Genomic DNA, 13,632 nt, shown 5'->3' on the forward strand with positions numbered 1-13,632 from the left:
CGTCCGCGCCGCTGAACCCCATCGCGCGAAGACCACCGTCAAGCTCAGGACAGGACGTATGCCGGCAGAGATCTCGCCCACCGGGAACCACCCCGACCGCAGTTCGCAGCCCGGGATGCGGGCCTCCCACGTGGACCGGGACCGGGTGGCCGAGCTGCTGCGGGTCGCGGCGGGCGACGGCCGGCTGACCGCGGACGAACTGGACGAGCGTCTGGAGGCTGCCCTGTCGGCGCGGACGGTCGGCGAACTGGCCGACCTCACCGTCGACCTGCCGCCCGTGTCGCTCTTCGGCGGCGGGGCAGTGGCGGAGGTCAAGGACCTCCTGCGGATCGACCAGAAGTGGAGCACGGTCAAGAAGTCGGGCCGCTGGGTGGTGCCGCGTCGGCTGGAGCTCTCCGTGGAGTGGTGCGACGTGACGCTCGACTTCACCCAGGCGGTGATCACGCAGGACACCCTGCAGATCGACCTGGACATGCGCGGCAAGACCCTGACGCTGATCACCAAGCCGGGCATCGTGGTCGACGCCGACGCCTTGGCACTGGAGTTCGCCAAGGTCAGGAACCACCCGACCGATGACTCCGGCACACCGACCACGCTGCGGGTGGAGCTGGTCGGCAAGAAGAGCTTCGGCCGCGTGGTCGTGCGCCCGCCACGGCGGCCGGCCGGCCAGTGGATCCGCAGGGGGCACGCCCCCCTGCCCGGCGGGGACTGACCCGCCCGCGGCCTGCGGGTCGGGGGCGGTCCGAGGGGGTAGCGGTGGGGCCCGGGTGAACTGGCGGGCCTGCATCGCCGGTTCGAGACAACGGACGGCCCACAGGTCGTGAGTTCGGCGCAGGTCCTGCTCGACCGTGACACCTCCGTGCCAGGGGATGAGGGATATCCGCCCACGTCACAGCACTCGACAGCACCCCCCACGACAGCAGGCACGACAGCACCCCCCACCGCCGACGGGCTGCCTTGCGGACAGGCCCATAAAGGGGTCGCGCGTGCCACCGTCCGGATGATGAGGTGGCACGGTGACCAAGCATGACGAGTCGGACACCGTCCGACCGCTGACGCTGGCCTGGGTGCGCCGGCACCTGGAAGCCGGCGAGTGGATCGTCGGAGCCGAGGCGCTGCACGGCGGCGCCACCGCCGAGATGCGCAGGCTGACCATCGGCACGCGGGAGGCAGGCACCCGGTACCTGGTGCTGCGTTCCTTCGTCGGCCCGACCCGGCAGGGGCCGGCCGAGGAGCTCCTGCACCGGGAGGCCGACGCCCTGACCACGCTCACCGGCACCGGCGTGCCCGCTCCCGCCCTGGTGGCCGTCGACCCGGGCGCCGCGCACTGCGAGTACCCCTCGCTCCTGATGACCCACCTGCCGGGCCGGCCGGTCCTGGACGACGAGGGGCTTGGGCCGCGCCTGCCCCTGCTGGCCCGTCAGCTCGTGGCCATCCACGCGGTGCGCCCGGCCGTGCGGCCCCGGGAGTACGTGGCGCTGACGACCGCCGACACGGTCGTGACCCCCCGGGGCGCCGACGCCGCGCTCTGGGCCGCCGCGATCGACGTGATCCGCAGGCCCGCGCCGCGCTACGAAGGGCGCTTCCTGCACCGGGACTTCCAGCCCGGAAACGTGCTGTTCGACGTGCCCGGGGACGCGCCCGGCACCCCCGGTGCCCGGATCACCGGCGTCGTCGACTGGGCGGCGGCCTCCTGGGGCCCGGCGGACCTCGACGTGGCGCACTGCTCCACCAATCTCGCGCTGCTGCACGGCCCGACGTGGGGCCTGCGCTTCACCGAGGCGTACCAGGAGGCCGGCGGAACGCTGGCCGCGGCCGCGGACGAGCGGCTGTACTGGCAGGTGCGGGTGCCACTGGCGTTCTCGGAGGAAGTGCAGTGGGTGGCGCAGCCGTGGCAGGAGGCAGGCCGGACCGAGCTGACGCCACGAGCCGTGGCGGAACGGCTGGACGCGTATGTCACCTCCCTGATGGACGCGCCGGCCTGAGCCGAGGCGCAGGCGGCCCGGGGCGCGGCCACCGGCTCCCGCTTGGTCTGGACCGGTAGCACCTGGGGATCCGACCCCTCGACCTCCCGGTCGCCTGACGGTAGCGTGGGGCCGGAGCGGGGCGCCGAATTGCGGGGGTGGGCCATGCATGTGACGCCGAGTCAGGCTTTTCACCACCGGTGGTGCGCGGCGGTGGCGGCGCAGGACCTCGCGGCCCTCAAGGGGCTCTACCACCCCGATGCGGTGATGCTGTCGTCGACGACGGGCTCGGTCCAGGCCGGCGCCGAACAGATCCTGGCCGGCTACGCGCAGCTGTTCCGTACGGTCGGCGCGATGACGACGACGGCCGTGGAGGAGTTCACCGACCTGGGTGACGTGATCCGCGTGGAGTCCGTCCGCTCGACCGCCTTCGCCCCGATGCTGGCCTACGACGTCTTTGCCCTGGACGACGGGCGGGCACGGGTCCACGTCACCGGGTCCATCAGGCCCCGACCAGCGGCGCCGGCTCCCCCGCAGCACAGCGTCCCCACCCCGGGGCAGAACCTCCACCGACGGATCTGGGACGCCATCGACGCCCGGGACGCGACAGCGCTGCGCGCCGTGTACGCCCCCGACGCCGCCCAGACCGTCGTCGGCGGGGTCATCCGGGGCGCGGACGCCATCGTGCAGGCCACCTGGCAGAACTGGCACGACGGCAACACGACGCGGCTCAAGGCCGTGACCGCCTTCACCGACGCACCCCAGGCCATGTGCGCGGAAGGCGTCGCCGAAGTCGCGCTCCAGGACACCCGCTTCGACACCGCCTACTACCAGGTGTGGCTCCTGCGGGCCGGGCTGGTCACGCACTGCGTCACCGGTCTGATCTCCCCCCGCCCGAACGAACTGCGCCAGGGCCTCGAGCGCCTGTCCGACGCGCGGCTCAAGGCCGCCCAGGCCGTCACGCTCGGTATGGCGATGCGCGTACCGCGGGCCTGGTGACCGGGCCAGGACTGGCAGCAGAAGCTGGTCGAGGTGCGGGCCGGGCCCGGCGTTTCCGACGGCGCTACCGGCTCGGGACAGCGGGACAGCGGGACAGCGGGACGGCGCTACCGGCTCGGGACGGCGGGACAGTCCGCCAGAACGCGCGGAGGGCGCTGACCAGTGCCTCGGGCGCGTCCTCGGCGATGTGGTGGCCGGAGTCGATCGGGCCGCCCTCCAACCGGTCGCCCGCCCAGTCGCGCCAGACGCCCAGCACGTCGCCGTAGAGGGCGGCCATGTCGTCGCGGGTCGCCCACAGCACCTGGAGCGGGCGGTCGATGCGCCGGCCCGCCCGCAGGTCGGCGTCGTCGTGCTCCCGGTCGACACCGAGGCCGGCCCGGTAGTCCTCGCACATCGCGTGCACGGTGGCCGGGTCGTGGATCGCGTGCCGGTAGTCCTCGTACGCTTCGGCTCCCATCTGCTCCGGGCAGGCCCGGTACCAGGCGTCGGGGTCGGCGTTGATGACGCGTTCGGCGGGCTTGTCGGTCTGCCCGAGGAAGAACCAGTGCCACCAGAGCGCGGCGAACCCCGCGTCGCAACGCCGCAGCGCCTCGCCGATGGGGACGGCGTCCAGCACGCTGACCGCGGACACGGCCTCCGGATGGTCCAGCGCGAGCCGGGTGGCCACGTACGCGCCCCGGTCATGCCCGACCACGGAGAACCGTTCGTGCCCCAGCCCGCGCATCACCGCAAGGCAGTCGTTCGCCATGGCGCGCTTGGAGTAGGGCTCGTGCCGCATGTCCGTGGGGGGCTTCTCGGACCGGCCGTAGCCGCGCAGGTCGGGGCAGACCACCGTGTGGCCGGCCGACACCAGCAGGGGCGCGACGCGGTGCCAGGTCGCGTGGGTGCGCGGGTGGCCGTGCAGCAGGAGTACGGCGGGACCGCTGCCGCCGTGGCGGACCCGCAGCCGGGCTCCGTCACCCTCGCACCGGGCCAGCTCGAAGCCGTCGAACATGGAACCGCCTCCCCTGCCTAGGACCTTCAGCCTCTGCCCCGGAACTCCCGACCCATGCGGCGAGCGTCCCACCGGCCCGGCGCGGCCCCGCACGGCCCGGCACGGCCCGGCCGCATCCCCCCGCGGGGCGGCGATGTCGAGTTCAGCTCACGCTGCTGCCGACAGCGTGGGGCGGGGATACGCAGCCGAGGCGTGCGCAGCGGCGCTGCGCCGGGGCGGCTCCTGGCAATGCCGCGCCCTGCGCGGAGGCGCAGTCGAACTCTCGCTCCTGGAGCGTCTCAACGCGGGGAGAGAGTGCTCCGGCCCTGCCGATCCTGCGGGACCGAGCCGTCCAGCGAAGTGCCCCGGATCGACATGAGGACCATCAGGGCACCGCCGCAGACAATGGCCGAATCGGCGAGGTTGAACACCGCGAAGTGCTCGACGGAGATGAAGTCGACGACGTGCCCGCGAAAGACAGCGGGTGCCCGAAAGATCCGGTCCGTCAGATTGCCGAGCGCGCCCCCGAGCATCAGGCCCAGGGCGACAGCCCAGGGAAGGCTCTGAAGCCTCCGCGCGACACGCGTGATGACCACGACGACCGCGACCGCGATCGCCGTGAACACAGCAGTGAAGGCCTGGCCACTGCTGAAAGCCGCTCCGGAGTTGCGGAACAGTTGCAGCGTCAGTACGCGGCCCGCCACGGTAACGGGCTCCTGGCCTTCCAACCGCGAGACAGCCATGAGCTTGCTGCCGAGATCCAGGGCATAGGCGAGAACGGCCGCCGTCAGCAGAGCGGTCAGAGCCAGCGTGCGTGTGCGCTTGTCAACGGCACGCGTGGCGGTCCCGGGCTCGGTCTGCGAGGAACCGTCGGTAGTCATGATCCGCTCCGTGGATGCCGAACCGCCCTGGACAGCACCACAGTACAAGGCCTGCGAGGCGACACGTCGGGCAGCGGTTGGATCCGGCTTTCACACCCCGGTGGTCGGACCCTGCCGGGTCGAACGTCATCGCGCCGTCCGATCAGCAACCCGCCCGCGCTCGGCCGCAGTTCCCACCCTCCGCGTGGCCGTATCAACGACTCGACTGGTTGTCAGGTCACAGGCTCTTTCCCCTTGTCAGGTCACAGGCTCGTTCCGCTTGTGCCGTCGAGTGGATCGCGGCGGTCATGCGGAACGCCCGGTGGCGTCGCGGTGCCGTCACCGACGGCCGGCAGCTCGCCGGACTCCGGCACCTTGCGAAGCAGTTCGCTGTCCGCGCAGAAGCTGTCCGGATCGTCGATGAGGCACAGGGCGTACCTGCCGTCGATGCGGAAGACACTCGGGGAGAAGCTGCGGCAGGAGCGGGACGGTCCCGGTGGGCCGGTGACGGGGCGGTAGATGTGGACCGCGGCCTCGTAGCCCTCGGTGGCCCGCTCGGCGGTATGGGCGGAGGAGTCGGAGTCGCGGACGTAGAAACGCCAGGTCCCCTCCGGACCGCAGGAACTGCTCAGCCGGCGGCCGGTGACAGCCGCGCGGTGATCGGTTTCGAACCGCAGCGCGATGCCGCCGTCGGAGTCCGTCCAGGTGCCGACCAGGTCGCTCCCGTTGATCAGCACCTCGTCCGGCCGGTTGCCGCCCAGAGCCCCACAGCCCGGCGCTGCCGCAACCGTGGACCCCATCACCATCACCCAAGCCGCGACACGCATACCGCGCGGCCGTCGCCCGGCCGTTGCCATCGCATCCACGTGGGGCCCCCCTTCCCACCCAGCGCCCAACGCAGTACCGGACCGCCCGCCCTCTGCGGGCCGACAACCGGTCGAACGCCCCCATCATGGCACCATATTGAACGCGTTCAAGTCGGCGGGTGCCGGAACACCCGGCGGCCCCAGTCCGACCAGGCCACCGAGCAGCGGACAACCCGTCACGCCGTCGGCGCGCAGCACCAGGCTGCCGGGATCACGTCTCCGCTCCTGCTCTGCGCGCCGACTCTCCTACTCCTCCCCTTGACGCCCCGGTGTCCGGGCTTCCACCCCCCCGGCCCCCGCCGAAGGCGCCCAGGGACAAGCGGTCGGAGCCCGCCAACGACAATCGGAACCGGACCGGTGCGAGTGCCGGCAGACGTATCTGCCAAGATCGCCCGCATGAGATTTCGCCGCCTCCACCTACGCGCGGGCAAGGACGACGGTCCGCTCGTGGGGCCGTCCACGGGCTCGCCGGACGAGAGAACCGCCGACGACCCGGCTCTCGAACCCGAGATCGAACACGATGCCGACGGACGGGTCACCCCCGAGTCCTTGGCGGCGGTCCGGGCGGCCGCGGAGCGGGGCCTGCCGGTGGCGATGGCCAACTACGGCACGGCCTTGCTTTCCGAGGGCGACCAGGCCGGGGCACTGCACTGGCTCACCAGGTCCTGGGAGGCCGGGAACGTCACCGCCGGCTTCAACCTCGGCACACTGCACTGGATGGCCGGCAACCGGCACCAGACCCAGCTCCTGTGGGAGCAGGCTGCCACCCGGGGCGATGTCGACGCCATGCTCGGCCTGGTCAGACTGGCCTTCGAGCGGGACGACCGGTCAACGATCGAGCGCTGGGTGCCACGGATCTACGCCCAGGACCTGGCCTTCCCGATCACCACGGTCGGAGTCGCCTTCAGCGAGCGCGGCTGCACCTCGGAGGCCCTGCGCGCCTTCACCATCGCCGGCGACCTGGGCGACGCCCATGCCATGGAGTACCGGGCCGACATCCTCGAGACCCGTGGCGATCACGAGCAGGCTGCCGCCCTCCGAGCCCGAGCGGCGACAGCCGAGCGCATGTACTGACCCAGGGCCGGCACAGCCCCGGCCCCGCCAGCGCAACACCGGCGGCACGGACGGCACCGCCAGGCCGGGTCGGAGCCGAGCGCGTCGAGCAACCCCCGGCACAGCGCGTCGGCGGCCCCGAAGCAGCTTGACCCGCAGGAACCTGGGCCCGCTACCGAACGACGAAGATCTCCGGCATCGGCAAGCGCCACTCCCCCAGCACATCGATGAGTACCCGACGGGCCAGCTCCCGGGCTTCGCCCCATCCTGGATCGACCGCCAGAGCTTCTCTGCTCCACCGATCCGAGTTCTCCCGGCCACTCATCCCAGCGAAGATCGCATCGATCGCTCGCAGCTCGGGAAGCACCTCACGGCCGACCTCCCCGTCATTCACCAGGCTCTCGACCATGCGGAAGGCGTGGTCGAAATCCAGGGCGACCTCATCCGTCGGGACACCATGCTCGTCCACCCATGCCAGCTGAGCCGATGGATCGGCCGCCACCACGGTCAGCGACTGGACCAACAAACACCTTCGAAATGAAGGATCAGGGTTCCTCATCCGAGGATCGTCGCACGCTCCGGCAGCAGGCACACGTCTGTCTCACCATCACGCTGAGCACGTTCATCCGCACCTGGCCGAGCACTTCAGCGAGCACGCGGACAGCAGCGGACAGCAGCCCTTGGAGCAAGCACAGCAGGCCCGGGCACAGCGTTCTTCCCCACCTGCCCGCCGGCCCTGACCTGTAGTCACACGACCGGAATGGCCAGTGTGTTCGACCACAATGGGCCATGACTCGGATCGGACGGGTCCTGGCGCTCGTCATTTGCACTGAAGTGCATTGTCTCGCCCGGAGCGACGCCGGCCAGGAATCCCCCAAAATCGTCGAGTGGCAGCACCTGGAGCCGGTCGGTGGGGTCGAACACCCCGCTGAAATCGCCACTTGCATTGCTGGTGAAGGTTACGAAAGCTTCCCTGTGATCATCGACCGCCCCGCCAAATTCGTTGATAACCGTACTCCCGAACATCGAGAGCCGGACGTGGACGGTGTGTTCGAATCCACGGCCGGTGATGGTCTTGGTTTTGACGTCGTAGTTGAGCAACACGCCAGCTTGTGCCGGGGGGCTCAACCTATCCAGCGCATTGATGAGATTGCGTCCGGAAAACGGTTTTGGCAGGGAAATCTTGCGGGCCAAATCCCGAGTACTTCCTGGCGAAAATGCAGGGAACACTCCTCGCTGTCGAGCACCGGAGATGGCCTTTCGCAGACTCGGCATGACTTTCTACTCCTCTCTTCGGCTCGTGCTTACCAGGACACGAACCATTCTGTGCCCGGTCGGACCGGTGGATCCAGGCTGATTGCGAAATTTCAGCGGGGGCTTACCAGGACGCGAATGAGCCCTTGGCCGTGTTCCAGGGACGTCAGAGCCTTTCCGATGACAGCGCAGAATGCGCGTCCGGGCTCGCTGGCACGGCGGCTGTGGCCAGCCGTCGATGATGTGGTGAGGAGGTCGCCCGGCCGAATGGGTGCGGGATCCGCATCGGCGAGGCACCACACTTTGCCCATCAAGGCGACATTGACGCTATCCGTATGGCGGTCGAGCACGAGTGCGGGCTTCACACCACCCGCTCCGGACACGATGCCTGCCACCGCAGTGTCGTATTCTCGCAGGCACGGATGGACTTCCCCCTCCTCGCCCAGGACGACGACGCACCCTGGTTCGATGCTCGGATCGCTTGTCGTCAGCGCCTCCGCATAGTCGGCACCCGGGAGATTCAGGTCGCCCTGGACCTCCACATCACCCGCTACCTGGACCTTGCCGACGAATTGCGCTGCGAATGCCCCGCCGATCCCGACGACCCCTGTGCCGTGGGTGCTGGTTCCCCGTACGCCCGCCTCGTGTTCGCTCTGCCCAACGGCTCCCGGGCCGCTGCCGGTGCTTATGCCGAATACACCGGCTGCGTTCGGGCCGGCACTGTCGTTGCTGCCGACCACGGCGCCGTGATCGGGCGAATGCCCGACACCCCGCACTCCCTCACCATGCGCACTCTCGCCGAAAACGCCTTGCGCGGCACCATCGTTGGTACCCACCACGGCGCCGTGATCGGGTGAATGCCCGACACCCCGGACTCCCTCACCATGCGCGCTCTCGCCAAAAACGCCTTGCGCGGCACCATCGTTGGTACCCACCACGGCGCCGTGATCGGGCGAATGCCCCACGCCCCGGACTCCCTCACCCTGAACACTCTCCCCAAAAACTCCTGCGTTTGAGTCTGAGGATATTCCGACTACTGCAGTCATTTTCAGTTCCTCACTTCGGATAATATTCGAATGCTCGATCCGGACTCTTTCCGCGATGGCCGGCGGTCCGTTGTTCGCCTGGGCGGTGGCCGACTACGGATGCGGACCCGGCCTGGGCGACCCCTGCCACCGCCATAGGCAGACATACGCGCACGCGATCGACACGTCGAGTTGTATGACTTCCTTGAATCCGTGCGCACGACCGTTGGCAGTGCCGATATCTGAATTGCCCCTCGTCTGGAACGGTTCCGTCGACGGCAGCCGGTAGGGCATGGGCTTGGCTACGTGGAGTTTGCAAAGTCACAGTCCGTCAGCCTGGATTTTTCAGGCACGGCTGGGACGCACTCGCGTCGTCATAGTCGGCTGGCGTGGTGTCGTTAGTCGACACCCCTCTTCTTTATCGTCTCAGACGATGCGCGACAGCGCCTCCCGGGGCAGGGCGACGACGACCAAAGGAGACGGCCAAAGGAATGGTTGATCTACCGCCATCTCCGATCGACGGAAATATCACCAAGAATCAGCGTTCGCAACGATTCAAGCCGACAATGCGGTAGCGCGTTCCCAAATCCTCACAGATTTTGAATTCCGCCACCAAATCAGTAGATGTTCAACCGAACCTTCCTAAAGCCTGTCTCGGGCCGCGGAGCTACGCGGGGCGAAGAACGGGGTCGATCTCGGCCAGGATTTCGTGCAGCTGACGGGCCCCACGGGCAAGGCGGTCGTCAGCGTCCTGCAACATCTCCTCGCACAACCGCAGCGCGTTGTCCCGGTCCTCGGAGAAGATGCCGAACACGTCGACGATCGCCGTGTGGATCCAATCGCTGTGGTTCGGGCTGGCGACTGCCATCGCGGAGGCGACTATCGTCAGCCCGATCCTGTCCTTTCGCCGAAGCACGGCTTCCGCGGTCACCCGGGTGACCAAGGTGTCATCCGAGTCGAGCACGAGGTCCAGCAGTGGCCCGAGCGCCTCCGGCATGTCGGCGAAACGTGCCAGCCCGTGACCGGCATCCGCCCGGTCACGGTAGTCGTGGCTTCGCCCGAGCTCGCGGAGCGCCGCGAAAGCGGCATGCCGCCGGTCAGTGTCCCCTTGCAGCGTGGCGCGCAAGCGCCTCACCTCAGCGATCAGGCGGGGCATGTCCTGTCGCGCGGAAGCGATGAAGTCGAGGTCGGCATCCAGTTGCAAGTCCGGACTGCCCTGGACCTGTTCTCCGTCGGTGAACCGACCGAGATGGATCTCATCGTCCTGCCCGGCAGTGTCTGGGGCGATCCGGAGGCAGCTCGCCCCGCCGGTCGCACCGCGGGTCTCCAGCACGGGAATCCACGCACCCATGGATGCGGCCGCGATGCGCACCTCCATGGAATCGAGCTCTTCTTCAGTCGGCATGTCCGGATCATCCACCCCAACCGGGCAGACCGTCCACGGGATGCTCAGCAGACCAGCCCGCAGCCCGTGACCCCATCACCGCCGGGCTCTGGCGGCACCGCTCAAACGAGCTACAGAGAACGGCAGCCGTCACCGTGACGGACATGCAGTCTGAAGATCGTCGCATTTCAGCGGCTGCGTCGGCCTAGAGCAGCGCGTCACCGTCGCCCTGGCCGGCTGCGCATGCCCTACGGAGGAGGCGTGAGCGTCCAGGTGACCATCGCCCCGGGCCGGATCGCGGCGCATCGCCCGGTTCCTGCGGCTGCGCGGCGGCGGGGGGCGGAGAGGCGCTTGCGGGCGCGCACCGTGCGGGTCGCGGCCGTCGCCCGCCGCGAGGCGCCCGGCACGATGCCGGCGCACCTCGAGACGCGGGTGGAGGAGACACCCGCGACTTGCAGGGCGTCGTGTCGTGCGACCAGCCTGCGACGCTGTACGCCCTGAACGGGACCAGGCCGCACATCATCCGGCCCCGTCGAAGCAGCACGCCCGGGCGCTCCGCTTCGACGTGGCCGGCCGCGTCGTCTTCGCGGCGAAGGTCCGGCACCCGGGCACCAAGCCGAGCGACTTCTCCGGCCGGGCGCTGCGTGAGGGGCGCTGACCGTCGAGTTGCGCGCTGACCTTCGAGTTGCGCGCTGTCGTGTGGTGCCGTCCCCGCCGGTCCCGGGTGAGGACGGCGGGTACGGCGGGGACGGCTGAGGTCACCTGATGGGGGCCCAGGTCTGGGAGTTCGAGCCGCTGGGGGACTTGGTGGTCGCGAAGTCGCCCGGGGAGGTGCTGGTCCTGTCGAGGGCCAGTCCGGTCTGCGTGTTGATGAGCGTCACGGTGCCGTTGCTCTTGGTGAGCTTCCACTTCTGGTACGGGTTGGCGGGGTCGAAGGCCTTGACGGTGACCGTGCCGCCCGCGGCGGTTGGGACCGTGAGGGCGAGCGGCTGGTAGCAGGCGTCGGAGATCCGCACGGTGCCGTCGGAGCTCGCATCGATCTTCCACTGCTGTCCCCACGAGAGCGCGACGGCGGTGGTGATTTCGACGTTCGCGCTGGTGGCGCCGTTGCAGCCGCCGATGCGGTTCAGCACCAGGTAGCCGCCGTTGGTGAGGACGTGGGACTTGCCGTCGCCGACCATGGTGGGCCCGTAGTCGATGGCGTGCGGGATCAGCTTGGCGAGCGCCGTGCTGCCGGTGGACAGCGGCGGGTTCGCCGCCGGGCGGGCGGTGTTGAAGTAGGCGGAGAGGGTCAGCGGCTTCTGCGCGGCGAGCGCGGCGATGGTCCCGCTCCAGTCGGGGTCGACCCCGCGCCACAGGTCGAGGAGCGAGCCGGCGACGTTGCCTTCCACCACGTCGCCGACGCCCCAGTCGTCGCCGTAGACGAGGTTCTGGCTGCTGCCGTCGCTGTAGACGAAGCGGGAGTCGCCGAGCGCGTAGGCGGCGGAGGCGGTGGCGAAGCCCTCCGACCACGCGCACCCGTCGGTGGCCGCGTACCGGATGCTGTGCGACGAACAGGTGATGCTGCTCGGCCACGTGCCGTTGAAGAGGCGGTGCATGAGGAAGTGGCTGGCCTCGTGCAGGATGAGGTGCTCGGAGTCGGCGTTGACGCCGGTGAGGTAGATGATGTTGTCCGTGGGGTCGTACGACCCGGTGCCGGCGGGGGTGGCGGGGTACCAGCGGACGGTGAGCGGGGTGCAGGCGCCGTTGTTCTCGTTGGCGGTCCAGCACCAGCTGGTGGGGTTGGCGCGGTTCCAGTACAGGAGATTGACGGTGTCGAAGATGTGCCAGACCGGGGCCGTGGCGGCCGGGGGCTTGGCAGTGCCGGTGTTCCGGTTGCCGGTGACGTTGGAGAGGGCCGGCAAGTCCATGGTGTAGTACTGGTAGCCGCCGTCGAGGACCCGCCACACGGTGCCGGTGGACGCCGCCCAGACCTTCACCCACACGGTGCTCAGCGACGTGGTCGTGGTGGGGGTGTAGCAGAGGTTGTAGCTGCCGTCGTTGACGCTGGTGGCCCCCACGACGTTGAGCGCGTGCGCCGTGTCGGTGCTCTTCTCGGCGCCCCACAACTCGACGACGGCGTTGCGGAGCGGCTTGGTGCGGGTGGGCTTGGCCGTGCCGTCCTCGGCGGACTGGTAGTCGTACTGGATCGCCCCGCTGATGCAGATCGGGGTCGCCGCCTGCGCGGCGGTCGCCGTGAGCGGGACGGCAGCCACGGCGGCGAAGAGGGCCGCGGCCAGGGCGACGGCCCGGAACGGCAGTCGCAGTGGAATGATCAAAACGAGTCCTCCCGGTAGTGCCCCCCTGGAAGCGCTACGCCCGCGTGCGGGCGATGGCGGCGCTTCGACGACGCTCCCCACGCCGGTGTGCGCGCCAGGGTTGTTTGTCATCAACCCGTCTGGGGCGGATCTCATGATCGGCAGTGAGCCCACCTACCGGGCAGAGCGCGTGACAGAGCGCGCGGAAGCGCAGGCGGTGGTGAATGTGCATCGTGCATATGCGCCGGATCGTTCGCGGCAGCCCGAGGAGCACCGACCCGCAGCTGATGTCAGGGCGGCACGCCGTCCCGCGAAGCCGCGCTCCGACTACCCCTGCTCGCGCACACGCTGACTGGTTGTGGGCCGGGCGCTGGTGCGGAGCCAGAGCCGGTGCATGCCATGCGCCGTTCCCTCACGATCGCGTCATCGGCCACAAGGAGTGGCAGGCGGGCAAGGTCGACCCGACGTTCTCGATGGACGGGATGCGGGACCGGATCGCGGTCCGTCTCGGCCACGGCCCCCCGCGCCAAGTGCCGCCGCCCGCCCGTTCGCAGATCTCACTGTCCCAGCTGATCGCCGCCGCCCGGATGAACCCCAGGATGGCCGGCACTCCGGTCACCTACGCCGGGGTGCGCACCGTGGAGGCCGCCCTGGTCGACGAAGGGCTACTCGCCAAGACCTACCTGGACCGCCCTTGCCGATATGCGGGCCACCGACCGGCGCTGACCAGCTCTCCTGGACCTCAACCCTGCTCGGCGGGCCCTAGGGATCGTCTTCAAAGATCAGATCCAGAGCAGAATCGAGGCGATGGTGACGGCGGCCTGGTAGGACTCGCGGGTCTTGTCGTAGCGGGTGGCCAGGCCGCGCCATTGCTTGAGCCGGTTGAAGCAGCGTTCGACGACGTTGCGGAGCCGGTAGGTCTGTCGGTCGAAGGCGGGTGGTCGGCCGCCGCGTGAG

The 13,632-nt window shown here is 69.6% G+C and carries 13 protein-coding genes; 5 read left to right on the plus strand and 8 right to left on the minus strand.

Going from position 1 to position 13,632, the window contains the following annotated elements:
- The first annotated feature begins 58 nt into the window (after positions 1–58).
- The 3 genes from IF30_RS0123810 to IF30_RS0123820 all read left to right on the plus strand — a co-directional run bounded on the left by IF30_RS0123810 (position 59) and on the right by IF30_RS0123820 (position 2,963).
- Positions 59–712: a DUF1707 SHOCT-like domain-containing protein gene (locus tag IF30_RS0123810; protein ID WP_030241953.1), complete on the plus strand. Its 654-nt coding sequence runs from the start codon at positions 59–61 to the stop codon at positions 710–712.
- Between the two features lie 304 nt (positions 713–1,016).
- Positions 1,017–1,985 (plus strand): phosphotransferase family protein, encoded by a 969-nt coding sequence (locus IF30_RS0123815; protein ID WP_030241955.1) that lies wholly within the window; start codon positions 1,017–1,019, stop codon positions 1,983–1,985.
- Positions 1,986–2,129: 144 nt separating this feature from the next.
- Positions 2,130–2,963: a nuclear transport factor 2 family protein gene (locus IF30_RS0123820; protein ID WP_030241958.1), complete on the plus strand. Its 834-nt coding sequence runs from the start codon at positions 2,130–2,132 to the stop codon at positions 2,961–2,963.
- A 64-nt stretch (positions 2,964–3,027) separates the two neighbouring features.
- Here the strand turns inward: IF30_RS0123820 and IF30_RS0123825 are convergent, their stop codons facing one another.
- From IF30_RS0123825 to IF30_RS0123835, 3 genes are all read right to left on the minus strand, one after another.
- Positions 3,028–3,957 carry an alpha/beta fold hydrolase gene (locus IF30_RS0123825; RefSeq protein WP_051710953.1) on the minus strand — a complete coding sequence of 310 codons (930 nt, stop codon included), beginning with the start codon at positions 3,955–3,957 and terminating at the stop codon, positions 3,028–3,030.
- Positions 3,958–4,235: 278 nt separating this feature from the next.
- Complete coding sequence (gene lspA / locus IF30_RS0123830) at positions 4,236–4,817, minus strand: signal peptidase II (RefSeq protein WP_051710954.1); 582 nt, start codon at positions 4,815–4,817, stop codon at positions 4,236–4,238.
- A gap of 242 nt (positions 4,818–5,059) precedes the next feature.
- Positions 5,060–5,596, minus strand: coding sequence for a hypothetical protein (locus IF30_RS0123835; RefSeq protein WP_158835420.1), 537 nt, complete (start codon positions 5,594–5,596; stop codon positions 5,060–5,062).
- A gap of 462 nt (positions 5,597–6,058) precedes the next feature.
- Between IF30_RS0123835 and IF30_RS43865 the strand changes: the two genes are divergently transcribed.
- Complete coding sequence (locus IF30_RS43865; protein WP_158835423.1) at positions 6,059–6,736, plus strand: hypothetical protein; 678 nt, start codon at positions 6,059–6,061, stop codon at positions 6,734–6,736.
- Between the two features lie 151 nt (positions 6,737–6,887).
- Here IF30_RS43865 and IF30_RS48750 read toward each other — a convergent pair whose 3' ends face one another.
- Both IF30_RS48750 and IF30_RS0123850 read right to left on the minus strand, forming a co-directional pair.
- On the minus strand, positions 6,888–7,238 hold the full coding sequence (locus tag IF30_RS48750; RefSeq protein WP_234322819.1) for a hypothetical protein: 351 nt from the start codon (positions 7,236–7,238) through the stop codon (positions 6,888–6,890).
- A 224-nt stretch (positions 7,239–7,462) separates the two neighbouring features.
- A complete protein-coding gene (locus tag IF30_RS0123850) occupies positions 7,463–7,909 on the minus strand; it encodes a hypothetical protein (protein ID WP_158835426.1) in 447 nt (148 codons plus the stop codon).
- 395 nt (positions 7,910–8,304) lie between these two features.
- Here IF30_RS0123850 and IF30_RS0123855 point away from each other — a divergent pair, with 395 nt between their 5' ends.
- A complete protein-coding gene (locus IF30_RS0123855) occupies positions 8,305–8,826 on the plus strand; it encodes a hypothetical protein (protein ID WP_030241974.1) in 522 nt (173 codons plus the stop codon).
- Between the two features lie 835 nt (positions 8,827–9,661).
- Here the strand turns inward: IF30_RS0123855 and IF30_RS49560 are convergent.
- From IF30_RS49560 to IF30_RS0123885, 3 genes are all read right to left on the minus strand, one after another.
- Positions 9,662–10,399: a hypothetical protein gene (locus IF30_RS49560; protein WP_037900969.1), complete on the minus strand. Its 738-nt coding sequence runs from the start codon at positions 10,397–10,399 to the stop codon at positions 9,662–9,664.
- 737 nt (positions 10,400–11,136) lie between these two features.
- The gene (locus IF30_RS43875) at positions 11,137–12,696 is read right to left on the minus strand and encodes an RICIN domain-containing protein (protein ID WP_051710958.1); all 1,560 of its coding nucleotides are present in this window, start codon (positions 12,694–12,696) and stop codon (positions 11,137–11,139) included.
- 761 nt (positions 12,697–13,457) lie between these two features.
- Positions 13,458–13,632: IS5/IS1182 family transposase (locus tag IF30_RS0123885; protein WP_030241985.1), on the minus strand; the 175-nt coding region annotated here is incomplete at its 5' end.

It is taken from the genome of Streptomyces sp. NRRL S-350 (genome assembly GCF_000719705.1).
Taxonomy (GTDB): domain Bacteria; phylum Actinomycetota; class Actinomycetes; order Streptomycetales; family Streptomycetaceae; genus Kitasatospora.